The sequence below is a fragment of the Acidovorax sp. ACV02 genome (genome assembly GCF_014851475.1).
In the GTDB taxonomy this organism is placed as follows: Bacteria; Pseudomonadota; Gammaproteobacteria; order Burkholderiales; family Burkholderiaceae_C; genus Acidovorax; species Acidovorax delafieldii.
On the sequence record NZ_JACUZU010000006.1, the window covers coordinates 24196 to 47506 of the forward strand.

Here is a 23311-nt window from a genome sequence, read left to right on the forward strand (position 1 = left end):
ACGGCCCCCGAGGCCGGGGGGCGGGCAGGCGGCGCGGTATCATTCCGGCCTTGCCCACACCCGGCCCTGCCGGTGTGTTTTACGCCGGGACTGCGCACCGGCGCCCTGGTTGACCCCCGCGTCCCTCCTGCATTTATCCGCCTTCTGATCCGTGCGTCTTACCTCGATCAAGCTTTCTGGCTTCAAGTCGTTCGCTGAACCCACCAACTTCATGCTGCCCGGGCAACTGGTGGGCGTGGTGGGCCCCAACGGCTGCGGCAAGTCCAACATCATGGATGCGGTGCGCTGGGTGCTGGGCGAGAGCAAGGCCAGCGAACTGCGTGGCGAGAGCATGCAGGACGTGATCTTCAGCGGCACCACCACGCGCAAGCAGGCCAGCCGTGCGAGTGTGGAGCTGGTGTTCGACAACTCCGACCACCGCGCAGGCGGCCAGTGGGGCCAATATGGCGAGGTGGCCGTGCGCCGCGTGCTCACGCGCGACGGCACGAGCAGCTACTACCTGAACAACCAGCCCGTGCGCCGCCGCGACGTGCAGGACGTGTTTCTGGGCACCGGCCTTGGGCCGCGCGCCTACGCCATCATCGGCCAGGGCACCATCAGCCGCATCATCGAAAGCCGCCCCGAAGAGCTGCGCCTGTTCCTCGAAGAGGCCGCCGGGGTCTCCAAATACAAGGAGCGCCGCCGCGAGACCGAAAACCGCCTCTCGGACACGCGCGAGAACCTCACGCGGGTCGAAGACATCCTGCGCGAGCTGAACGCCAACCTCGAAAAGCTCGAAAAGCAGGCCGAGGTGGCCGCCAGGTACAACGCGCTGAACTCCGACGCCACACTCAAGCAGCACCAGCTGTGGTTTTTGAAGCGGGCCGAGGCCGAAGAGCAGCAGAACAAGGTGCGCCTGGACGGCCTGCAGGCCGTGAACGACCTCGAATCGCGCATGGCCGACCTGCGTGCCGTCGAGTCCGACCTAGAAACTATCCGCCAGGCCCACTACGCCGCGGGCGACCAGGTCAACCAGGCCCAGGGCAAGCTGTACGAGGCCACGGCCGAGGTCGGCAAGCTCGAAGCCGAGATCCGCTACGTGGTCGAGGGCCGCCAGCGCGTGGAACAGCGCCTGGTGCAACTGGCCGAGCAGATCGCGCAGTGGCAGACCCGCAAGGAAGAGGCCGACATCGAGCTGGAGAACCTGGCCGGTGCGGGTGTGGACGCCGAAGAACGCGCCGAGCTGCTGGCCGCCCAGGTGGAAGAGCAGGCCATGCAGATGCCCGACCTGGAAGAGGCCCTGCGCCAGGCGCAAAGCCGCACGGCCGAGCAACGGACTGCCGTGGTGCAGGTGCAGCAGCAGATTGGCGTGCTCGCTGCCGAGCAGCGCAGCTTTGACGAGCAAAGCCGTCAGCTCGATGCCCGCTTCGAGCGCCTGCGCACCGACCGCAATGCGCTGGCCGCGCCCGATGAGGCCCGCCTGACCAACCTGCGCGAGCAACTCGAAGAAGCGCAAGAGATCGCCGAAACCACCGCAGCCCGCCTGCACGAGCTGCAGGAGTCCGTGCCCCAGCTGGACGACGACCGCCGCGCCCGCCAGCAGGCCGTCAACCGCGAGAGCGCACGCCAGGCCGAGTTGTCGGCCCGCATGGAGGCACTCAAGGCGCTGCAGGAAAAGGTCAAGACCGACGGCAAGCTGCGCCCCTGGCTCGCCAAGCACGGCCTCGATGGCCTGCAGGGCCTGTGGAGCCGTATCCACATCGAACCCGGCTGGGAAAACGCGCTCGAAGCGGCGCTGCGCGAGCGCCTGGCCGCCTTGGAAGTAGGGCGCCTGGACATGGTGCGCGGCTTCCTGGGCTCGGGCGGCAACGACGCGCCGCCCGCGCGCTTGGCCTTCTACAGCGCCCCCGCTGCGGGCCACCCGGAAACATCGTCGCCCCATGCTCGCCTGTCCGACCTGCTGCGCCTGAACGATGCCGGCCTACGTGCCGTGATGGTGGACTGGCTGCAAGGCTGCTACACCGCCCCCACGCTGGACGACGCCCTGGCCCGCCGCAGCACGCTGCAACCCGGGGAGGTGGTGTTTGTTCCTACCGGCCATGCGGTCAGCGCCCACAGCGTGAGCTTTTATGCGCAGGACTCTGAGCAGTCCGGCATGCTGGCCCGCGCGCAGGAGATCGAGCACCTCGAAAAGGAATTGCGCGCGCAGGCCCTGATCGCCGAAGAATCACGCACCGCTTTGGTCCGTGCGGAAGCGGCCTATGCCGATGCCTCGCAGCGCCTCGTGGCCGCACGCCGCGAAGCCACCGAAACACAAAGCCGTGCCCACGAGCTGCAGGTCGAAACCCTGCGCCTGACCCAGCTGGCCGAGCAGACCCGCGCCCGCAGCGCACAGATCGATGGCGACCTGGCCGAGGTCGAAGCCCAGCTGGCCGACCTGCAGGAACGCCGCGTGGCCGCCGAGGCCCGCTTTGAAGAGCTGGACATGCAGCTGGCCGACAGCCAGGAGCGCGAGGCCCAGCTGGGCGACAAGGTCATTGAGGCCGAACGCAAGCTCACCGCGTGCCGCGAACAGCAGCGCACGCTGGAGCGCCAGGCGCAGGAGGCCACGTTCTCGCAGCGCAGCCTGGAGGCGCGCCGGGGCGAACTCAACCGCTCTATCGAAACCGCCACACAACAGGCCAAGGCCCTGGCCGACGAAGAGCAGCGTGCGCGCGATGAGCTTGCCCGCCTGTCGGATGCGGCTGCGCAAGGCGGCCTGCAGGCCGCGCTGGAAGTGAAGATGGAGCGCGAAAAGGCGCTCGCCGCCCAGCGCAGCGAATACGACGATCTGACGACCAAGCTGCGCGCCAGCGACGAGCGCCGCATGCAGCTGGAGCGCGCGCTCGACCCGCTGCGCCAGCGCATTACTGAGTTCCAGCTCAAGGAACAGGCCGCGCGCCTGGGCCTGGAGCAGTACACCACCTTGCTGCAAGACGCTCAGGCCGATCTGGAAGCCGTGGCCCAGTCAATCACCGAGGGCAATGTGCGCATGGGCGGCCTGCAGAGCGAAATCGACCGCCTGCACCGCGAGATTGCGGCACTGGGCGCCGTCAACCTGGCCGCGCTGGATGAATTGAAGCTGGCCAGCGAGCGCAAGGTGTTCCTCGATGCGCAGACCGCCGACCTGACCGAGGCCATGAACACGCTGGAAGACGCGATCCGCAAGATCGACGGCGAAACGCGCCAGCTGCTCTCGGGCACGTTCGACACCGTGAACGCGCACTTTGGCCGCATGTTCCCCGAGCTGTTCGGTGGCGGCCAGGCCAAGCTCATCATCACCGGCGACGAAATTCTCGATTCCGGCGTACAGGTGATGGCCCAGCCACCTGGCAAGAAGAACCAGACCATTCACCTGCTGTCGGGGGGCGAAAAGGCCCTCACGGCCATCGCGCTGGTGTTTGCCATCTTCCAGCTCAACCCCGCGCCGTTCTGCCTGCTGGACGAGGTGGACGCGCCGCTGGACGACGCCAACACCGAGCGTTATGCCAAGCTGGTATCCAGCATGAGCAAGGGCACGCAGTTTTTGTTCATCAGCCACAACAAGATCGCGATGGAAATGGCCGAGCAACTGATCGGCGTGACCATGCAGGAGCAGGGCGTGTCGCGCATCGTGGCCGTCGACATGGAGTCGGCCCTGACGATGGTGGACGCTTGAACCCATTGATTCAAACATGAGCACATTGCAACTGAGTCTCGCCATCATCGGTGGCCTGGTGCTGGCCCTGATCGTGGCCTACAACACCTGGACCTCGCGTCGCAACGCGCCCAAGCGCGCCTTGCCCACGGAGCACGACCCAGCGGCAGAGCCCGCGCAGCGCCTGGAGCCGGGTTTTGATGCCGCTGCAGCGGGGGCAATGCCGCCCAGCGAGTTCCATGGCCTGGACCGGGGGCCGGAGCCGTCTGAACACACCGTGGATGCGGGCGACGCCCTGCAACTGCCCGTGCCACCGTTTTCGTCCGAGCGCCGCCCCGGGCTGGACCCGCTCATCGACGTGATCGCCTCGCTGCAGCCCGAGCATGTGGTGTCGGGCGATGCGGCGCTGGCCGCGCTGCCGCCCACCCGCCGCGCAGGCAGCAAGCCCTTTGCCATCGAAGGCCTGAACGAAGCCACCCAGCAGTGGGAGACCCCGGCCCCTGGCCAGCGCTACCAGTCTTTCCAGGCCGGCGTGCAACTGGCCAACCGCATGGGCGCGCTCAACGAGATCGAGTTCTCCGAGTTCGTGGTCAAGGCCCAGGCCTTTGCCGACACCATCAACGCCGCCCCCGACTTCCCCGACATGCTGCAGGAAGTGGCCCGCGCGCGTGAGCTGGACCAGTTCGCCAGCGACCACGACGCCCAGCTCATGTTCATGCTGCGCGCCCGCCAGGCCGCCTGGAGCCCTGGCTACGTGCAGCAGAACGCTGCCCGCCTGGGCTTCGTGCCCGGCGCCATGCCCGGCCGCCTGGTGCTGCCCGCCAGCACCCAGGGCCTGCCGCCCTTGCTCACCCTGGGGTACGACACCCAGGCCGCGCTGGCCGAAGACCCGGACCAGTCCGCGATTCGCGACATCACCCTGAGCCTGGATGTCGCCCAGGTGCACCGCACCGAGCAGCCCTTTGCCCGCCTGCGCGACGTGGCCGCCGCCCTGTGCCAGGCCATGGATGGCGTGCTGTGCGACCAGAACGGCACGCCGCTGCCCGCCATGGCCATGGACCCGATCGCTGCGGACCTGGAGCTGCTGTATGACCAGCTCGATGGACGCGATCTGTCGGCGGGGTCGGTGCTGGCGCGGCGCCTTTTCAGCTGAGCGCCGGTGCGGCCATGACCGACAATCTGGATCTTTTTTCGGCTCCAGCGCTAGTGGATCAAGCGCAACCAGCTATCAAAATCAAAGCACTTCGCGACCAGCTCAACCACTGGGCCCACCAGTACTACGTGCTGGACGAGCCCACCGTGCCCGATGCCGAATACGACCGCGTGTTCCGCGAGCTGCAGGCCCTGGAAGCCGCGCACCCCGATCTGGTCACTCCGGATTCGCCCACGCAGCGCGTGATTGGCGCGGTGATGGAGGGCCTGGCCCCCGTGCGCCATACGGTGCCCATGCTCAGCATTTACACCGAAACCGACACCGAGGCCACGGGCGCCCAGGCGTTTGATGCCCGCGTGCGGCGCGAGCTGGGTCTGACGGATGCTGACCCTGCCATCGAATACGTGGCCGAGCCCAAGTTTGACGGCCTGGCCATGAGCCTGCGCTATGAAAACGGCCGCCTGGTGCAGGCCGCCACGCGCGGTGATGGCGAGGTGGGCGAGGACGTGACGCACAACATCCGCACCATCCGCCAGATTCCGCTGACCCTGCCCGACGGCGTGCCTTCTTTGCTCGAAGTGCGCGGCGAGGTCTACATGCGCCGCGCCGACTTCGACGCGCTGAACGAGCGCCAGCGGGAGCAGGGCGGCAAGACCTTTGTGAACCCACGCAATGCGGCTGCGGGTGCGGTGCGCCAGCTGGACTCCAACATCACCGCCCAGCGGCCCCTGAGCTTTTTTGCCTATGGCCTGGGCGCCATCACGCCGCCTGCCGAGGGTGGGCCCGTGTTCCGCACGCATTTCGAGATGCTGCAGACGTTGAAATCCTGGGGTTTTCCTGTGGCAGCGCAGGTACAAATTGCGGTGGGTGCTACTGAATTGGTAGCGTTTCACCAGCAGGTAGGTGCCAGCCGCGATGCGCTGCCGTACGACATTGACGGCGTCGTCTACAAGGTCAACTCCCTGCAGCTGCAGCGCGACCTGGGCTTCAAGACCCGCGAGCCGCGCTGGGCCGTGGCGCACAAGTACCCCGCGCAGGAGATGGCCACCAAGGTCGAAGGCATCGACGTGCAGGTGGGGCGCACCGGCAAGATCACACCCGTGGCGCGCCTGACACCAGTTTTTGTCGGCGGGGTTACCGTCACTAACGCCACGCTGCACAACCTATTCGAAATTCGCAAAAAAGGCGTGCGGGTGGGCGATCAGGTGATCGTGCGCCGAGCCGGCGATGTGATTCCCGAAGTCGTGGGAGTGATGCCCCCACTCACGGATGCGACGGAAGTCATTTCTGTTGATGGTGTGCCCGTCAAGCGGCATCACGGAAACCCTCCTCGCGAGATTTACGTCCCCAACTTCCGTATGCCCAAGGCCTGCCCCGTGTGTGGCAGCGCCGTGGTGCGCGAAAAAGGCGAGGCCAACCACCGCTGCACGGGCGGCCTGTTCTGTGCCGCGCAGCGCAAGGAAGCCATCCTGCACTTTGCCGCGCGCCGCGCCATGGACATCGAGGGCCTGGGCGACAAGCTGGTGGACCAGCTGGTGGATGCCAATGTGATCCGCACGCTGCCCGACCTGTACCGGCTGGGCCTGACCTCGCTGATTGCGCTGGAGCGCATGGCCGAAAAATCGGCCCAGAACGTGCTGGCTGCGCTCGAAAAATCCAAGCAGACCACCTTGCCACGTTTTCTGTTCGGCCTGGGACTGCGTCACGTGGGCGAGGCCACGGCCAAGGACCTCGCACGGCACTTTGGCACACTGGACGCCATCATGGACGCCAGCGTGGAGCAGTTGCTGGAGGTGAACGACGTGGGCCCCGTGGTGGCGCAGAGCCTGCACACTTTCTTCCAGCAACCGCACAACCGCGAGGTGGTCGAGCAACTGCGCGCCTGCGGCGTGACCTGGCCCGAGGGGCCGGTGGCCGAGCGCGCTCCGCAGATCCTGGCGGGCAAGACGGTGGTGCTGACCGGTACCTTGCCAACGCTGAGCCGAGACGCCGCCAAAGACCTGCTGGAGGCGGCTGGTGCCAAGGTGGCGGGCTCCGTCAGCAAAAAGACCAGCTACGTGGTGGCGGGCGAAGAAGCCGGCAGCAAGCTGGCCAAGGCCCAGGAACTGGGTGTGCCCGTGCTCGACGAAGCCGGCATGCTGGAACTGTTGTCAGGCCAGGGTGTCTGACGGAGCACGGTGCACCATGCCCGACTCTTTTTTCGCGTTCTCATTCCCCTTTCTCCTTCCTGACCAGCCCCTGGTGGGGCGGTCCTGAAGCGACCCCCAATCTCCCGGCGATTCATTGATGCACAACTGGCTGCTTTCTTTCCGGGCCCGCATGGCGGGCCTGTTGGCCTGGGTTCCCCGGCCCGTGCGGCGCCTGCTGCTGTGGACGGTGGTGGCGGTGCCCGCTGCGCTGCTGGTGTTCACGCTGGCGCTGGTGCCTTTTACTCCCGGCATCAGCGACATCCGCAAGGCCAAGAGCGAGCTGCCGGCGCAGCTCATGTCGGCCGACGGCAAGCTGCTGGCCGAATACCGCTGGGCCAACCGCGAATGGGTGGAGCTGAACCAGATCTCGCCCAACGTGGTGGACGCGCTGATAGCAACCGAGGACCACCGTTTCTACAAGCACTTCGGGCTGGACTGGCGGCGCACGGCGTCGTCGGTGGTGCTGACGCTGCGCGGGGACCCGCAGGGCGGCTCCACCATCACCCAGCAGCTGGCGCGCAATCTGTTCCCAGAGGAAATCGGGCGCTCGCGCACGCTCACGCGCAAGCTCAAGGAGGCGATCACCGCGCTCAAGATCGAGGCGTCGTATTCCAAGGACGAGATCCTGGAGACCTACCTCAACACCGTGCCGTTTCTGTACAACGCCTATGGCATCGAGATGGCCGCGCGCACCTATTTCGACAAGTCGGCCGACAAGCTCAATGTGCTGGAAAGCGCCACGCTGATTGGCATGCTCAAGGGCACGGCCTACTACAACCCGGTGCTCAACCCCGAGCGCGCGCAGGCCCGCCGCAACACGGTGCTGTCGCAGATGGTCAAGCGGGGCAAGCTCGATGCCAAGCAGTTCGAAACCCTGCAAAAACGCCCGCTGCGCATCAACTTCGAACGCCAGACGGAGGTGATGGGCCCGGCGCCGCACTTTGCGATCCAGCTGCGCAAGCAGCTCATCGACTGGGCCGACAGCAAGGGCTACAGCCTGTATTCGGACGGTCTGGTGATTCGCACCACCATCGATTCGCGCCTGCAGGCCTATGCCAACCAGGCGGTGGCACGGCAGGGCCGGCAATTGCAAGGCGTGGCAGACACCGCCTGGTCGCAGCGCAACGGCTGGGGCCCCAAGAACGAGCTGGTGCAGACCCTGGTGCGCGAGAGCGCCGAATACCGCGCAGCCGTGGACAAGGGCGACACCCCTGACGACGCCCTGAAGGCGCTGATGGATGACGCCGCCTTCATGGCCAAGCTGCGCGCCGAAAAGACGCGTGTGCAGGCGGGCTTTCTGGCGCAAGACCCGGTCACCGGCCATGTGCTGGCCTGGGTGGGCAGCCGCGACTTTGCACAAGACCCGTTTGACCACGTGCAGGCAGCGCGCCGCCAGCCGGGCTCTACCTTCAAGCCATTTGTGTACGGCGCCGCGTTTGCCAACGGCGCCACGCCCGAAGACACGCTGATGGATACCGCCGTCGAAATCCCGCTGGGCGGCGGCCGCGTCTGGCGCCCCACCGACGGTGGCCCGCCCACCGACCAGCCCATGACGCTGGCCGATGGCCTCGCGCTGTCCAAGAACACCATCACCGCGCAGGTGATGCAGCAGGTGGGCCCGGCCCGCGTGGCCGAAGTGGCACGCGCACTGGGCGTGCGGCAGTCCAAGCTGGAGGAGGTTCCGTCCCTCGCGCTGGGCACCAGCCCGGTCACGCTCAAGGAGATGATCTCGGCCTACAGCAGCATCGTGAACCTGGGCCGCTATGTGGAGCCCGTGCTCATCACCAGCATCGAAGACCGCCACGGCAAGGTGCTGGAGACCTTTGCCAAGCCCGTGCCGGAAGAGGTCTTCCAACCCCGTGCTGCCCAGACCCTGCGCAACACCATGCGCGGTGCCGTGGACCGGGGCACGGCCACAGCCATCCGCACGCGGTATGGCATCCAGGCCGATGTGGCGGGCAAGACCGGCACCACGCAGGACAACACCGATGGCTGGTTCATCCTGATGCACACCCGCGTGGTGGCGGGCGCGTGGGCCGGCTTCAACGACGGGCGCATCACGCTGCGCAGCGACTACTGGGGGCAGGGCGCGCGCAGTGCGTTGCCCATGGTGGGCGAGTTCATGCAGCAGGCCATCCGCAACAAGGTGATCGACGGCAACGACCGGTTTGTGGATGAGTTTGACACCAGCCCGCCGCCACCGCCCGACAGCTCGCTCAGCACCATGCGCGACTGGATCCGGGGGCTGTTCCGCACCGACCCCCAGCAACCCCCGGTGCCTGGCATGCCGCCAAGGCCTGCGGGTGCGGGTGGTTTGCCGCCGGTCACCATCGATCCACCGGGTTCTGTCTCGCCGCCTGTGCCTGCGGAAGACCGGGTGGGGGGCGAATAGGCCGTTGCGTCTTCTGGGCTTCTGTGACACCAGCGCCTTCGGCGCGATGGGGTGGGTGTTGCCTTGGGGCCTTCCAGCAAGGCTGCCTGGGTTGGGGCTTTGCGATGTGTAGGACGTTGTCGCCAAAGTCTGCGTCCAGCGTTTGTCGCCCGCACTAAGCGCGCAAGCGAACAGACCCTGCCAGAGGTGCCTCGCACAGTGGCGCATGCAGTCGTTGGACTGCATGCAACGCCAAAGGACTCACCATGAAAACAATCACCACCACCTTGCTGGTACTGGCCACCCTGACGCTGGGCGCCTGCACCGGCCCCATGGGCCCTCCGGGCGCGCAAGGCAATACCGGCAACACGGGTTACACCGGCAAGACTGGCGATACTGGCTACACCGGCGCGACGGGAGCCACGGGCAACCAGGGCAATACGGGCTACACCGGTGCCACAGGCAGTATGGGCTCGACAGGGGCCACCGGAGGACAGGGCAGCACCGGTGCGACCGGCATGCAGGGGGCTACCGGCTACCAGGGTGACACGGGGGCCACGGGCGCAAAGGGAAATACGGGCAACACCGGCAGCAAGGGCAACACCGGAAACACCGGCAGTGCCGGTAGCTCGGGCGACGGCAATACCGTCATCGTGATTCCTGCCAAGCCTTGATGCGCTGCGCGCGGCAGGTGCGATAAGACCACGGCCTGATGGGCTGGCCGCGCAGTCAGGCCACCGTACCGGGCCACACGATGGCCTGCGCCACGATCACGGTCTGCCCATTGAAGGTGGCCGCAGGAGAGCCATACAGCCGATAGCCCAGCGCCAGCGCGTCGCTCACGCGGCGGCAGAAGCTGGCGTCGTCGGGGCCGGTGAGCAGGCGGTAGGCGGGCAGGCCATCGGGCGGCACACTGGCCTGTGGGGTGGCCACGGGTGATGCTGTGGAGGTGGCAACTGTCATGGCAGGGCCTACTCAATGTCGATGAAGTGCATGCCCATGGTGCCCGCCTTGCGGTCGGCAAAGTAGCACTCCAGTGTTTCTTTCACGGTGCGGAAGGCCAGCTCGTCCCAGGGCACCTCGTCTTCGGCAAACAGCCGCGCCTCGATGGTCTCGTAGCCCGGGTTGAACTGGTCGCTGAGCAGCGTGGCGCGGTAGAACAGGTGCACCTGGCCCACGCGGCGCACATTCAGCAGGCTGAACAGGGGGCCGATCTCGATCTGCGCACCGGCTTCCTCATCGGTCTCGCGCGCCGCACCCTGTGCCGTGGTTTCGTCCAGCTCCATGAAGCCTGCGGGCAGCGTCCATTTGCCCCAGCGGGGTTCGATGTTGCGCTTGCACAGCAGGATGCGGCCATCGGGCAGCGCGGGCACCGTGCCCACCACATTGAGCGGGTTCTCGTAGTGCACCGTGTTGCAGGCGGGGCAGACTGCACGCTGTTTGGTGTCGCCGTCGTCCGGCAGGCGGTACACCACGGCGGTGCCACAGGCGCGGCAATGTTTGATGGGGCTGCGGTAGGTCATGCAGGGGTTTGAGGGTCAGAATGGCTGGTAGCGATAGTGAAACATGCGCTACCAGCTATGAAAATCGTACCGTTTTCGGCGTTCGCCTGGCCGGGCAGCAGGGCAGCCCGGTGGTCTTCAGACTACGGTCAAGCGCAAAGGCGTGAGGCCGTCCACACCGCCTTCGAGCGTATCGCCACGCACCACGGCGCCCACGCCTTCGGGGGTGCCGGTGTAGATCAGGTCGCCGGGCTGCAGCTCCCACGCGGCCGACAGGTGCTCGATGGTCTCGGCAATGTTCCAGATCAACTGGGTCACGGTGCTGCGCTGGCGGTCCGCTCCGTTGACCTGCAGCCAGATGGGCGCATTGGCCACATCACCTGCCTGGGCTGCCGGCGTGATGGGACCGATGGGCGCGCTGGCGTCAAAGCCCTTGCCAATGCACCAGGGGCGGCCCTGTTTCTTCATGTCGTTTTGCAGGTCGCGGCGGGTCATGTCCAGGCCCACGGCGTAGCCATAAATGTGGCTGAAAGCGTCGGCAGCCTGGATGTTCTTGCCGCCCTTGCCAATGGCCACCACCAGCTCGATCTCGTGGTGCAGGTTGGCGGTCAGGCTGGGGTAGGGCAGTTGCCCGGTTTCGCCCGCGTTGACGACCACGATGGCATCCGCAGGCTTGAGGAAGAAGAACGGTGGCTCGCGGCCGGTGAAACCCATCTCCTTGGCGTGTTCTTCGTAGTTGCGGCCCACGCAGTAGATGCGGTGCACCGGAAACCGGTCGCCGCTGCCCACCACGGGCACGCTGACCACGGGGGCTGGAGGAAACACGTAGCTCATGTCTGCCTTTCAATGGTTCTGGGAATGCTGTCAAAAAGCCGGGCGCAGCACCGTGTGCGCCGCAGTGTGGCAGTGTGCCATGGGCGCAGACCCTCTGCTGGGGGGCGCTACACTCGCGCCCATGGCAAAGAGCTTCGATTTCCACAATACGCCGGGCCACCTGGTGCGCCGCGCCCACCAGCGGACAGTGGCACTTTTCATGGAAGAGACGGCCGGATTCGACGTGACGCCGGTGCAGTTCGCCATCCTGCACGAGCTGCTGGCCCAGCCGGGCGAAGACCAGGTCACCCTGGCGGCCCGCGTGGCGTTTGATGCAGCCACTTCCGGCTCGGTGATCGGGCGTCTGGAAAAGCGCGGCTGGATCCGCCGCGAGCCCGACACCCGCGACCGCCGCCGCAAGCTGCTGTGGATCACCCCCGAAGGCGAAGTGGCCGCCCTGCAGATGCGCGACGCCGCCCAGCGAGTGCAGGAACGCCTGACCGCACCGCTCACCGCCCAGGAAAGCGCTGACCTGATGGTGCTGCTCTCCAAAGTCGTATACAACCACCAGGACCCGGCAGGCACTTCGGGCGCCTGACCGGCACGTCCCGCGCTCTCAGGCCCCAGAGGCTTGCCATTTGCGGCGTGCTGGCACCACGGTGCGCCGGTTCCGTATCTCCACAGACCCCATCACAGGCACCGTTCTTCCATGCAGCTGTACAACTACTTCCGCTCCTCTGCCTCGTTCCGCGTGCGCATCGCGCTGCAGATCAAGGGTCTGGACTATGACTACCTGCCCGTGCACCTCGTCAAGGGCGAACACAAGGACCCCGAGTACCTGCGCCGCATTGGCGATGCACTGGTGCCCACGCTGGTGACCGACGGGGGGACGGCGCTGTCCCAGTCCATGGCCATCATCGAATACCTGGACGAAACCCACCCGACTCCCGCTTTGCTTCCCTCCACGCCGCTGGCCCGGGCCCGGGTGCGGGCGCTGGCGCAGATGGTGGCGTGCGAGATCCATCCGCTCAACAACCTGCGCGTGCTCAAGTACCTGGTGCGCGACCTGAAGGTGGATGAGGATGCCAAGAACGCCTGGTATCACCACTGGGTGCGCGGCGGTCTGGAGGCATTTGAGCGGCAGCTGGGGCTGCTGGCGCAAGAACGCGCAGCGCAGGGCATGGCGCCCTCGGTGCTGTGCTGGGGCGATACGCCCACGCTGGCCGACTGCTGCCTGGTGCCCCAGATCTTCAATGCCCAGCGCTTCAAGGTCAGTCTGGACGGCCTGCCACTCACCATGGGGGTGTTTGACGCCTGCATGGCACTGCCTGCATTCCAGCAGGCGCAGCCCTCGGCTTGCCCGGACAACGAAGCGTGACGCCTGTGTCATCGTCGGTCTCAAGCTGGCACGCAGACTGGCTGGTGCCCGACTGGCCGGCACCGCCCGGTGTGCATGCGCTGTGCACCACGCGCACGGGCGGCGTGAGCCGCGCACCGTACGACCAGTTGAACCTGGGCACCCATGTGGGCGACGATTCGTTGGCGGTGGCTGCCAACCGGCAGACCTTGCAGTCCGCCTTGCAATCCACCACCCCGGACGCCCGCGCGGTGTTCCTGAACCAGGTGCACGGCGACGGCGTTGTATTGCTGGATGCGAGCACGCCCGATGGCACAGAGGCCGACGCCTGCGTGGCCAGCGCACCCGGCGCCGTCTGCACCATCATGGTGGCCGACTGCCTGCCCGTGCTGCTGGCCCACCGCTCAGGCCAGGTGGTGGCTGCGGCCCACGCCGGCTGGCGCGGACTGGCCGGGCATGCAGGGCAGGGCGTGTTGGAAGCGGTTTTCAAGCATTTTTGCCATGAAGCGCTAGTGCATCATGCCTCGGTAGCTATCAAAAACGGAGCATTGGCGCCAGACTCTCCGGCCGCTTCAGAGCTTGCTGCCCACACGCTGGCCTGGTTGGGCCCCTGCATTGGCCCCACAGCTTTCGAGGTAGGGGCTGAGGTGCGTGCAGCGTTCTGCGACGCGCCGGGCGCATTGGGCGCTGCGGCTGCTCCATGTTTTGTGGCCCGTCCCGACTCACCGGGCAAGTACCTGTGCGATCTGGCAGGGCTGGCCCGGCTGCGGCTGCGTGCCATGGGCATCACGCACATTTACGGCAACAACAGCACCCCGCCGTGGTGCACCGTCACGCAGGCCTCAAGGTTCTTTTCGCACCGCCGTGACAGCGCCGCCCTCGGCGGCAGCGGGCGCTTTGCAGCCTGCATCTGGCGCGGCTGACGCTGCCGGCTCGACTCCCGCATCGGCCACGCGGGCCGCAGCCTGCTCCGCGTCATATGCAGCCTGTTCGGCCGCCTCCCGTTCCTTGATCTTGCGCTTGCGCGAGGGCGTGCCCAGGATGTACACCAGGATGCCCATGGGCAGCAGGCCATACAGCGCAAACGTGATGATGGCGCCCAGCACGGTGCCTTGCGGACTGGTGGCCTCGGCCACCGCCATCATGAGAGTGACGTAGGTCCAGGCGATGACGATGAGGTACATTGGTTTGTGTGCACTGAAAGCGTTGAATTCGTTGCCATGCACCATGGCGGTGGGCAACAATGAACCCGCGAAACAAAAATCAGGCCCCAGCCGCTGTGAGCGACCAACCATCGAGGAATGAGCATGACTTCTGAATCACCCTGGGCCGAGAGCGCCCAGCAGTTCCAGCAGATTTTCGGGCAAAGCTGGTCGCAGGCGCTGCAATCGTTCCAGAAACTGGACCTGGGGGCGCAGGTACCCGCCGCCGCACCCCTGAAGCTGTCGCAAACCAAGCTGCAGGCATTGCAGCAGCAATACCTCAAAGAAGCGCAGGACCTCTGGGCGCAGGGCCTGCAGGGCACCCCCGAGGTCAAGGACAAACGTTTTGCCGGTGAGGGCTGGGCCAGCAACCCCGTGGCAGCGTTTTCCGCCGCCGCCTACCTGCTCAATGCCCGCACCCTGATGGGGCTGGCCGAGGCGGTCGAGGCCGACGAAAAGACCAAGGCCCGCATCCGATTTGGCGTGGAGCAGTGGATGGCAGCCATGGCGCCCAGCAACTTCCTCGCCTTCAATGCCGAAGCGCAGAAGAAAGCCATCGAGACCAAGGGCGAGAGCATCGCCAAGGGCATGCAGAACCTGCTGCACGACATCACGCAGGGCCATGTGTCGATGACCGACGAGAGCCTGTTCGAGGTAGGCCGCAATGTGGCCACCACCGAAGGCGCTGTGGTGTTCGAAAACGAGCTGTTCCAGCTGCTTGAATACAAGCCCCTCACGGCCAAGGTGTACGAGCGCCCGTTCCTGCTGGTGCCGCCCTGCATCAACAAGTTCTATATCCTTGACCTGCAGCCCGAGAACTCGCTGATCCGCTACGCGGTGGAACAAGGCCACCGCACCTTCGTGGTGAGCTGGCGCAACCCTGATGACAGCCTGGCCCACAAGACCTGGGACGACTACGTGGAAGATGGCGCCATGGCCGCCATCGACGTAGTGCAGAACATCACCGGTGCCGAGCAGATCAACGCGCTGGGTTTTTGCGTGGGCGGCACCATCCTGTCCAATGCGCTGGCGGTGCTGGCAGCGCGCGGCGACGAGCCCGTGGCCAGTGCCACCTTCCTCACCACGCTGATTGACTTCACCGACACGGGTATTCTGGACGTGTTCATTGATGAAGCCTTCGTCAAGTTCCGCGAGATGCAGATGGGCCATGGCGGGCTGATGAAGGGGCAGGACCTGGCGTCCACCTTCAGCTTCTTGCGACCCAACGATCTGGTCTGGAACTACGTGGTGGGCAACTACCTCAAGGGCGAAACGCCGCCGCCGTTTGACCTGCTGTACTGGAACAGCGACAGCACCAACCTGCCCGGCCCGTTCTACGCCTGGTACCTGCGCAATTTCTACCTCGAAAACAACCTGGTCAAGCCGGGCAAGCTCACCGTGTGCGGCGAAAAGCTGGACCTGGGCAGCCTCGACCTGCCTGTCTACATCTACGGCTCGCGCGAAGACCACATCGTGCCCGCCACGGCCGCTTATGCGTCCACCCAGGTGCTGCCGGGCAAGAAGCGTTTTGTGATGGGCGCCTCAGGCCACATCGCGGGCGTGATCAACCCACCCGCCAAGGGCAAGCGCAGCCACTGGACCCGCGCCGACGGCAAGTTCCCAGGCACGCTGGACCAATGGCTGGAAGGCGCTACCGAGCACCCCGGCAGCTGGTGGACCGACTGGTCAGGCTGGCTCAAGAGCCATGCGGGCAAACAGATTGCCGCGCCCAAGGCCTATGGCAAAGGCACCAAGTTCAAGGCCATCGAGCCCGCGCCCGGCCGCTATGTCAAGCAGAAAGCCTGATACGCAAAAGTCCTGACTTTTGGCGCTGCGAGAATCACTGAACCACCACTCACCACTACAAGGACATTCCATGGAAGACATCGTCATCGTTTCTGCCGCTCGCACTGCTGTGGGCAAGTTTGGTGGCTCGCTGGCCAAGACGCCTGCGACCGAACTCGGCGCTATCGTGATCCGTGAAGCCATCGCGCGCGCAGGTCTCTCGTCCGACCAGATCGGCGAAGTCATCATGGGCCAGGTGCTGGCAGCTGGCGTGGGCCAGAACCCCGCGCGTCAGGCCTCCATGAAGGCGGGCGTGGCCAAGGAAACCCCTGCACTCACCATCAACGCGGTGTGCGGCTCCGGTTTGAAGGCGGTCATGCTGGCCGCCCAGGCTGTGGCCTGGGGTGACAGCGAGATCGTCGTGGCCGGCGGCCAGGAGAGCATGAGTCTGGCGCCGCACGTGCTGCCCAACTCGCGCGACGGCCAGCGCATGGGCGACTGGAAGCTGATCGACACCATGATCGTGGACGGCTTGTGGGACGTGTACAACCAGTACCACATGGGCATCACGGCTGAAAACGTGGCCAAGCAGTACGGCATCACCCGCGACATGCAGGACGCACTGGCCCTGGCCAGCCAGCAAAAGGCAGCTGCTGCACAAGATGCTGGCAAGTTCGCCGATGAAATCGTCGGCGTGAGCCTGGCTCAGAAGAAGGGTGACCCCATCCTGTTCAACACCGACGAGTACCTCAACCGCAAGACCAACGCTGAAGCCCTGGCCGGCCTGCGCCCCGCCTTTGACAAGGCGGGCAGCGTGACCGCCGGCAACGCATCGGGCCTGAACGATGGCGCCGCCGCTGTGGTGGTGATGAGCGCCAAGAAGGCAGCGGCCCTTGGCCTCAAGCCCCTGGCGCGCATCGCCGCTTTTGGCACCAGCGGCCTGGACCCTGCCACCATGGGCATGGGCCCCGTGCCGGCCTCGCGCAAGGCCTTGCAGCGCGCAGGCTGGAACGCCGCCGATGTGGACTTGTTCGAGCTGAACGAAGCCTTCGCCGCACAGGCCTGCGCTGTGAACAAGGAACTGGCCATTGACCCCGCCAAGGTCAACGTGAACGGAGGCGCCATCGCCATCGGCCACCCCATCGGCGCGTCGGGCTGCCGCATTCTGGTCACGCTCTTGCACGAAATGCAGCGCCGTGACGCGAAGAAGGGCCTGGCCGCGCTGTGTATCGGTGGTGGCATGGGTGTGTCGCTGGCTGTAGAGCGTTAACCTCAAAGCCTCGGCCAGGACTGCCCTGGCTGGTTGTTGATTGACGGGGCAGCAGGCGACAAAAAAAGGCCGCATTGACATGCGGCCCTTTTTTTGTCCAGTCGAATATTGAAATGAATAGTCACAAAATTACCAAATAGTTTACAATTAATACATAACGGTTAATTTTTGATCTCTATGTCCATTTTTTCTGCGCCCCCCGCGGATTTCTCAGAACGTGCAGCTGGTCCGGTCCCAGGCGCTTTGCTCGGTGACCGGGTCATCTTGGCAGCTATTGGACTGAGTTCGCTGGCAGCCATTGCGCTGGGCTTGCAGTTTGTGGATTCGATGCTGGCGTTGACGGCAGTTTTGCTGTTGGGTGCGGTTGCCGCTGTGGCCTATGCTTTGGCTCCGGGCACGCTGGCATCGCGTCTTGTGTTGTCGTTTGTGCAGGTTAGCTTGGTTGCACTGCATATCCAGTTGGCTCGCGGCATGCTGGAGTTCCATTTCGGTGTCTTCGTGACGCTGGCGCTGCTACTGGTGTATCTGGACTGGCGGCCCATTGTTTGGGCTGCGGCATTGTTCGCCGTACACCATGTTGTGTTTGATCGGCTTCAGGCGGCAGGGGTTGGCCTGTACTGCATTACCGCTCCTGACCTGGGCCAGGTGATGTTGCATGCGCTGTACGTGGTGATCCAGACGGTGTTGGAGGTCATCCTGGCCGTGAAGATGGGCCGGACGGCTCAAGAATCCACCGAGCTGCGACGTCTGACGGCGTCGCTGGCGCACGGTGACCGCATCATGTTGGACATGTCACGCTTGTCAGTTCACACGCCAGGCGGGCGGGCGCTGAAGGATGCCCTGGACCGGATGCATCAGACCGTAGCTACCGTGCAGCAGGCCGCAGCCGGCATGGCAGTGGCGTGCGAAGAAATCGCAAGCGGAGCGCAAGACCTGTCTGTACGCACCGAACATGCTGCCGGTAGTTTGCAAGCCACGTCTGCCAGCATGGAACAGTTGACAGGCACCGTGGGGCAGACTGCCGCTGCGTCCGCCGAGGCCAACACGCTGGCGGTGTCGGCCGCAGGGGTAGCCCGGCGCGGTGGGGACGTGGTGGGCGAAGTGGTGCGGGCCATGCGTGATATCAACGAAGGCTCAGCTCGCATTGCTGACATCACAGGAGTGATTGACTCCATCGCATTTCAGACCAACATCCTTGCCCTCAATGCGGCTGTGGAGGCTGCGCGTGCTGGTGAGCAGGGGCGCGGATTTGCAGTAGTCGCCACCGAAGTGCGGGGGCTGGCGCAGCGCTCGGCACAAGCAGCCCGCGAGATCTCGGGCTTGATCGGCGCATCGGTGCAAAAGGCGTCACAGGGAGGACTATTGGCTGATGATGCCGGCCGTACCATGGCCGAAATTGTGAGATCGGTCCAGCGTGTGAGCGCGATGATGGGTGAGATTCATACTGCAGCCAGAGACCAGTCCTCGGGCATAGCGCAGGTCAATCAGTCGGTGGGCCAGCTTGATCAGATGACGCAGCAAAATGCCGCTCTTGTGGAGGAATCGGCTGCAGCCGCCGCGACCCTCAAAGGCCAAGCCGACCGGCTGGCCGAGGCGGTGGCGGTCTTCGTGCTTTAGTCGCTGGGGCCGCGTTGGGGCTATGGTCTACGTAGCAACACGAGGCTGCAGCTTTGTAATGATGCGTTACCATGGTTCTCCATGACAGTGACCATTTTTGCCCAACCCTTCGAACCTGTGGGCTGCCAATCCTGTCGTGACAAGACGCAGCTTCCGTTCGACTTCACGATGGCGTTCCAGCCCATCATGGATCTGGAGTTGGATCGTCCGTTCGCCTACGAAGCGCTGGTACGCGGTGTGGATGGCGAGTCGGCTGGTACGGTGCTGTCGTGGGTGGATGACACCAACCGCTACCGGTTTGACCAAGCGTGCCGCGTCAAGGCCATTGAACTAGCGTCGCGCCTGGGGCTCGCCAGCCTGCCAGACTGCCGACTGAGCATCAACTTCCTGCCCAATGCGGTGTATCGGCCCGAGACTTGCATCCGCGCCACCATGGAGGCGGCTGAAGAGTTCGATTTTCCGCACAACCGGATCATGTTCGAGGTGACGGAGGGCGAGCAGGTCAGCAATGGTGCACACCTGAAGTCCATCTTCAATGAATACCGGCGCCAGGGCCTCATTACGGCCATCGACGACTTTGGTGCGGGCTACGCGGGGCTGAACATGCTGGTGCAATTTCAGCCGCATGTGCTCAAGATCGATATGGAGCTCATTCGCAACATCGATCAGGACCCCGTGCGACAGGCGATCGTGTGCGGCATTGCGCTGGTCTGCCAACGGTTGTCCATCGACATTGTGGCGGAGGGCATCGAAACCTCGGCTGAGTCCGCCTACCTGAGTTCGGTGGGCGTTCGCTACCAGCAAGGTTATCTGTTCGCCAAGCCGGGATGGGAATCCTTGCCGCTGGCGCCACGGCACGTCTAGCGCAACACAGCGCCTGCATTTCAAGCCAGTCCTTGCGGGGGTGCCGCAGTCCACAGCAGCCAATCCGCTGCCTCCATTTGGTGCATCTGCAGGCGCTACGCCGGTGACGCGTCGCTAAGCGTACCTCGCGTCAGCTGTGTGACGCATGTGGATATGTCAAAAAGGAAAGGGCTTCAGTGTTTTCCTTCACGGCGGTGCCCAATTTCTTCGGTAGAGTGGGTCCTGAGCCAATCACTAACAAGGAGAAATCACATGAGCCAGAAAGTCGCGTATGTCACCGGTGGCATGGGAGGCATCGGTACCGCCATTTGCCAGCGCCTGCACAAGGAAGGTTTCAAAGTCATCGCTGGTTGCGGCCCGACACGGGACCACGCCAAATGGCTGGCAGAGCAAAAGGCCCTGGGCTACACGTTTTATGCGTCGGTCGGTAATGTGGGTGATTGGGATTCCACCGTGGAAGCCTTTGGCAAGACCAAGGCAGAGCACGGCACCATTGACGTGCTGGTGAACAACGCTGGCATCACACGCGACCGCATGTTCCTCAAGATGTCGCGCGAAGACTGGGACGCCGTGATCGAAACCAACCTCAACAGCATGTTCAATGTCACCAAACAGGTGGTGTCTGACATGGTGGAAAAGGGCTGGGGCCGCATCATCAACATCAGCTCCGTCAACGGCGAAAAAGGTCAGGCGGGGCAAACCAACTATTCCGCCGCCAAGGCGGGCATGCATGGCTTCTCGATGGCCCTGGCGCAGGAACTGGCCACCAAGGGCGTCACCGTCAATACGGTAAGCCCAGGCTACATCGGCACTGACATGGTCAAGGCAATCCGTCCGGATGTTCTGGAAAAGATTGTCGCCACGGTGCCTGTCAAGCGCCTGGGTGAGCCCAGCGAGATTGCGTCGATCATCGCATGGCTGGCCTCGGAAGAGGGCGGATACGCCACCGGTGCAGACTTTTCGGTCAATGGCGGCCTGCACATGGGCTAGAGGCTGTTCCGTCCTTTTGGACCAACAAAAAACCCCGCATCTGCGGGGTTTTTTGTTGGGACTTGCAAGAATTGCGGAGGTTAACTCCGACCTTGCTATGGTCCACGTGAGAAATATGGAGCCAATGTGGCCACATTTCTCATGCCTTGGTATGGTTTATGCTTGATGTGCACTGTGAGGCTACACAACAGAGGCAAGGCCGCAGCGCTTTAGAAGGGGGCCGGTGCGCGCTTACGGTCGCGTTCGTCTTCGGGCCAAGCGGACAAGATTGCGGTGGTATTCATGGTGGAAAACTCCTGTGATGTACCAACAACGCGGGCGGTCCACAGTCCGTTGACAACCTTTCGCAAAAAAATGCAACCGCAATAGCCTGTAGGTTCACACTAAAAATAGCTACACATTTGGTAGCATAAAAGCGAGACGGGTCAATGGAAAGTCCGGAAAATTCTGGAAAGAATTTACAGGACTTTACATCTCTAGCCCACCGATGCCGCTGAAATTTCTTCGAGTTCGGAAGAAATTTCCAGCCAACGCTCTTCCAGTTTTTCCGTTTCATCATTTGCGGCTTTCAAACGCCGGCCGCACTCGGCGATCTCTGCAGGAGGCAAGGCTTCCGTCAGTTTTTGCTCCAATTGGGTGCGTTCTGCACTCAGGGCGGTCAAGCGTTTATCGATCTGTTCCAGCTCTTTTTTGAGTGGCCGGGTCTTTTCGGCCAGCTGCTGGCGCGTTTGAGCGTCAAGCTTGCGCTGCTCGCGCCCATCACGCGAAGGGGACAGAGCGGGAGCCGGTGCTGGCGCGGCAACGGAGGCCAGCGTGACCACGGGTGCCGGTGTTGCGGCGGGCGCTGCTGCAGGAGCTTGTGAGGCCAGCGCCTGCTCGGCAAGGCGTGCTTCTTCGCGCAGGCGCTTGGACTCTTCGAGCAGGTAACGTTGATAGTCGTCCAGGTCGCCGTCGAACGGGCCAACCACACCCCGGCCCACCATCCAGAAGTCCTCACAGACCGAGCGCAGCAGGGCGCGGTCGTGGCTGACCAGCATCACAGTGCCATCGAAGTCGTTGAGCGCCATCGCCAGGGCCTCGCGGGTGGCCAGGTCCAGGTGGTTGGTAGGCTCGTCCAGCAGCAGCAGGTTGGGGCGCTGCCATACGATCATGGCCAGCACCAGGCGCGCTTTTTCACCGCCGCTCATGGTGCCAACGGCCTGCTTGACCATGTCCCCGGTGAAGTTGAAGCTGCCCAGGTAGCTGCGCAGATCCTGCTCCCGGCTGGGTTGCTTGGCATCAGGCCCCAGCTCCTTGGCCAAGCGGATCATGTGCTCCAGCGGGTGTTCGCTGGGGCGCAGCACGTCGAGTTCCTGCTGGGCAAAGTAGCCAATGTTCAGGCCCTTGCCCTCGGTGATGCTGCCGCCCAGTGCTTTCATGGTGCGCGCAATGGTCTTGACCAGCGTGGACTTGCCCTGACCGTTAGCGCCCAGGATGCCGATGCGCTGCCCCGCCAGCACCGAACGGTTGACGCCCGTAAGAATGGTGGTGGGCGTGCCCTCGTCGTCCACATAGCCGAACGAGGCGTCGCTGATGGCCAGCATTGGGTTGGGCAAGTTGGCCGGTTCCTTGAACTCGAAAGTGAAGTCCGCCTCGGCGAGCACAGGCCCGATTTTCTCCATGCGTTCGAGTTGCTTGACCCGGCTTTGCGCCTGCTTGGCCTTGCTGGCCTTGGCCTTGAAGCGGTCGATGAATTTCTGCAGGTGGGCCATCTTCTCCTGCTGCTTGGCAAAGCTGGCCTGTTGCAGTTCGAGCTGCTGGGCGCGCAGCTCTTCGAACTTGCTGTAGTTGCCACCGTAGCGGTTCAACTCGCCCTGCTGGATTTGCAGGGTGACGTTGGTGATGGCGTCCAGGAACTCGCGGTCGTGGCTGATCACGATCATGGTGCCCGCGTAGCGCTTGAGCCAGGCTTCGAGCCAGACCAGGGCGTCCAAGTCCAAGTGATTGGTGGGCTCGTCCAGCAGCAGGAGGTCGCTGGGACACATCAGCGCACGCGCCAGTTGCAGTCGCATGCGCCAGCCACCGGAGAAGCTGTTGACGGGCTGGTCGAGTTCGCTCACGCGAAAACCCAGGCCCAGGATCAGCGCCTGGGCACGCGCCACGGCATCGTGCGCGCCGGCGTCATGCAGGTCAGAATAGGCATGGGCAATGGCCATCCCATCGTCGCTGGCCTCGGCTTCGGCCAACTGGCGTTGCACCTCGGCCAGACGCGTGTCGCCTTCAAGCACAAAATCGGTGGCCGACTGGTCGGTCTCGGGCATGTTCTGCGCGACCTCGGCCATCCGCCAGCTCGACGGGATGTGAAAATCCCCGCCATCTTCATGGAGCTTGCCGCTGAGCAGCGCAAACAGGCTGGACTTGCCCGCGCCATTGCGGCCCACAAGCCCGACGCTTTCGCCGGGGTTGATGGTGGTGGACACGCTGTCGAGCACGACTTTCGTGCCTCGGCGCAGGGTAACGTTCTTGAGGGTGATCATCCGGGAATCAGAAAAAAGCGCACCCGC

18 protein-coding genes are annotated in these 23311 nt (G+C 64.4%); 13 read left to right on the forward strand and 5 right to left on the reverse strand.

What is annotated here, in order from left to right:
* Positions 1–151: 151 nt before the first annotated feature.
* The 5 genes from smc (at position 152) to IB236_RS14980 (ending at position 10042) form a co-directional block, all read left to right on the forward strand.
* Positions 152–3676, forward strand: coding sequence for a chromosome segregation protein SMC (gene smc / locus IB236_RS14960; protein WP_192421343.1), 3525 nt, complete (start codon positions 152–154; stop codon positions 3674–3676).
* A gap of 16 nt (positions 3677–3692) precedes the next feature.
* On the forward strand, positions 3693–4808 hold the full coding sequence (locus IB236_RS14965; protein ID WP_121942968.1) for a cell division protein FtsZ: 1116 nt from the start codon (positions 3693–3695) through the stop codon (positions 4806–4808).
* Between the two features lie 14 nt (positions 4809–4822).
* Positions 4823–6976 (forward strand): NAD-dependent DNA ligase LigA, encoded by a 2154-nt coding sequence (gene ligA / locus IB236_RS14970; protein ID WP_056745046.1) that lies wholly within the window; start codon positions 4823–4825, stop codon positions 6974–6976.
* Positions 6977–7094: 118 nt separating this feature from the next.
* Positions 7095–9389, forward strand: coding sequence for a transglycosylase domain-containing protein (locus IB236_RS14975; RefSeq protein ID WP_192421344.1), 2295 nt, complete (start codon positions 7095–7097; stop codon positions 9387–9389).
* A gap of 245 nt (positions 9390–9634) precedes the next feature.
* Positions 9635–10042 (forward strand): hypothetical protein, encoded by a 408-nt coding sequence (locus IB236_RS14980; protein WP_056062595.1) that lies wholly within the window; start codon positions 9635–9637, stop codon positions 10040–10042.
* A 55-nt stretch (positions 10043–10097) separates the two neighbouring features.
* On the opposite strand, the gene IB236_RS14985 is transcribed toward IB236_RS14980, so the two are convergent.
* The 3 genes from IB236_RS14985 to IB236_RS14995 form a co-directional block, all read right to left on the reverse strand.
* On the reverse strand, positions 10098–10331 hold the full coding sequence (locus IB236_RS14985) for a DUF1737 domain-containing protein (protein ID WP_056062597.1): 234 nt from the start codon (positions 10329–10331) through the stop codon (positions 10098–10100).
* 8 nt (positions 10332–10339) lie between these two features.
* Positions 10340–10891 (reverse strand): NUDIX hydrolase, encoded by a 552-nt coding sequence (locus IB236_RS14990; protein WP_015014179.1) that lies wholly within the window; start codon positions 10889–10891, stop codon positions 10340–10342.
* Positions 10892–11008: 117 nt separating this feature from the next.
* Positions 11009–11704 carry a fumarylacetoacetate hydrolase family protein gene (locus tag IB236_RS14995; RefSeq protein WP_192421345.1) on the reverse strand — a complete coding sequence of 232 codons (696 nt, stop codon included), beginning with the start codon at positions 11702–11704 and terminating at the stop codon, positions 11009–11011.
* Between the two features lie 121 nt (positions 11705–11825).
* Between IB236_RS14995 and IB236_RS15000 the strand changes: the two genes are divergently transcribed.
* From IB236_RS15000 to IB236_RS15010, 3 genes are all read left to right on the forward strand, one after another.
* Positions 11826–12281: a MarR family winged helix-turn-helix transcriptional regulator gene (locus IB236_RS15000; RefSeq protein ID WP_043566498.1), complete on the forward strand. Its 456-nt coding sequence runs from the start codon at positions 11826–11828 to the stop codon at positions 12279–12281.
* A gap of 111 nt (positions 12282–12392) precedes the next feature.
* Positions 12393–13061: a maleylacetoacetate isomerase gene (gene maiA / locus IB236_RS15005; RefSeq protein WP_121942964.1), complete on the forward strand. Its 669-nt coding sequence runs from the start codon at positions 12393–12395 to the stop codon at positions 13059–13061.
* Entirely contained in the window at positions 13058–13963 is a 906-nt protein-coding gene (locus IB236_RS15010) for a polyphenol oxidase family protein (RefSeq protein WP_192421346.1), read from the forward strand. The genes maiA and IB236_RS15010 overlap by 4 nt, the downstream gene beginning before the upstream one ends.
* On the opposite strand, the gene IB236_RS15015 is transcribed toward IB236_RS15010, so the two are convergent.
* On the reverse strand, positions 13883–14224 hold the full coding sequence (locus IB236_RS15015) for a hypothetical protein (RefSeq protein ID WP_192421347.1): 342 nt from the start codon (positions 14222–14224) through the stop codon (positions 13883–13885). The genes IB236_RS15010 and IB236_RS15015 overlap by 81 nt on opposite strands.
* A 123-nt stretch (positions 14225–14347) precedes the next feature.
* Between IB236_RS15015 and IB236_RS15020 the strand changes: the two genes are divergently transcribed.
* The 5 genes from IB236_RS15020 (at position 14348) to phbB (ending at position 20768) form a co-directional block, all read left to right on the forward strand.
* Positions 14348–16048, forward strand: coding sequence for an alpha/beta hydrolase (locus IB236_RS15020; protein ID WP_192421348.1), 1701 nt, complete (start codon positions 14348–14350; stop codon positions 16046–16048).
* Positions 16049–16118: 70 nt separating this feature from the next.
* Positions 16119–17297, forward strand: a complete 1179-nt coding sequence (locus tag IB236_RS15025) for an acetyl-CoA C-acetyltransferase (protein WP_099730200.1) — start codon at positions 16119–16121, stop codon at positions 17295–17297.
* A 177-nt stretch (positions 17298–17474) separates the two neighbouring features.
* Positions 17475–18914 (forward strand): methyl-accepting chemotaxis protein, encoded by a 1440-nt coding sequence (locus IB236_RS15030; protein WP_225581177.1) that lies wholly within the window; start codon positions 17475–17477, stop codon positions 18912–18914.
* Between the two features lie 81 nt (positions 18915–18995).
* Positions 18996–19778 carry an EAL domain-containing protein gene (locus IB236_RS15035; protein WP_056062613.1) on the forward strand — a complete coding sequence of 261 codons (783 nt, stop codon included), beginning with the start codon at positions 18996–18998 and terminating at the stop codon, positions 19776–19778.
* 252 nt (positions 19779–20030) lie between these two features.
* Entirely contained in the window at positions 20031–20768 is a 738-nt protein-coding gene (phbB, locus tag IB236_RS15040) for an acetoacetyl-CoA reductase (protein WP_056062618.1), read from the forward strand.
* A 476-nt stretch (positions 20769–21244) separates the two neighbouring features.
* On the opposite strand, the gene IB236_RS15045 is transcribed toward phbB, so the two are convergent.
* Entirely contained in the window at positions 21245–23284 is a 2040-nt protein-coding gene (locus IB236_RS15045) for an ABC-F family ATP-binding cassette domain-containing protein (RefSeq protein WP_192421349.1), read from the reverse strand.
* Positions 23285–23311 lie beyond the last annotated feature (27 nt).

Coding starts and splice junctions, on each gene's coding strand:
- IB236_RS14965 (WP_121942968.1), top strand. CDS start 3,693: ATGAGCACATTGCAACTGAGTCTCGCCATCATCGGTGGCCTGGTGCTG.
- ligA (WP_056745046.1), top strand. CDS start 4,823: ATGACCGACAATCTGGATCTTTTTTCGGCTCCAGCGCTAGTGGATCAA.
- IB236_RS14975 (WP_192421344.1), top strand. CDS start 7,095: ATGCACAACTGGCTGCTTTCTTTCCGGGCCCGCATGGCGGGCCTGTTG.
- IB236_RS14980 (WP_056062595.1), top strand. CDS start 9,635: ATGAAAACAATCACCACCACCTTGCTGGTACTGGCCACCCTGACGCTG.
- IB236_RS14985 (WP_056062597.1), bottom strand. CDS start 10,331: ATGACAGTTGCCACCTCCACAGCATCACCCGTGGCCACCCCACAGGCC.
- IB236_RS14990 (WP_015014179.1), bottom strand. CDS start 10,891: ATGACCTACCGCAGCCCCATCAAACATTGCCGCGCCTGTGGCACCGCC.
- IB236_RS14995 (WP_192421345.1), bottom strand. CDS start 11,704: ATGAGCTACGTGTTTCCTCCAGCCCCCGTGGTCAGCGTGCCCGTGGTG.
- IB236_RS15000 (WP_043566498.1), top strand. CDS start 11,826: ATGGCAAAGAGCTTCGATTTCCACAATACGCCGGGCCACCTGGTGCGC.
- maiA (WP_121942964.1), top strand. CDS start 12,393: ATGCAGCTGTACAACTACTTCCGCTCCTCTGCCTCGTTCCGCGTGCGC.
- IB236_RS15015 (WP_192421347.1), bottom strand. CDS start 14,224: ATGTACCTCATCGTCATCGCCTGGACCTACGTCACTCTCATGATGGCG.
- IB236_RS15020 (WP_192421348.1), top strand. CDS start 14,348: ATGACTTCTGAATCACCCTGGGCCGAGAGCGCCCAGCAGTTCCAGCAG.
- IB236_RS15025 (WP_099730200.1), top strand. CDS start 16,119: ATGGAAGACATCGTCATCGTTTCTGCCGCTCGCACTGCTGTGGGCAAG.
- IB236_RS15030 (WP_225581177.1), top strand. CDS start 17,475: ATGTCCATTTTTTCTGCGCCCCCCGCGGATTTCTCAGAACGTGCAGCT.
- IB236_RS15035 (WP_056062613.1), top strand. CDS start 18,996: ATGACAGTGACCATTTTTGCCCAACCCTTCGAACCTGTGGGCTGCCAA.
- phbB (WP_056062618.1), top strand. CDS start 20,031: ATGAGCCAGAAAGTCGCGTATGTCACCGGTGGCATGGGAGGCATCGGT.
- IB236_RS15045 (WP_192421349.1), bottom strand. CDS start 23,284: ATGATCACCCTCAAGAACGTTACCCTGCGCCGAGGCACGAAAGTCGTG.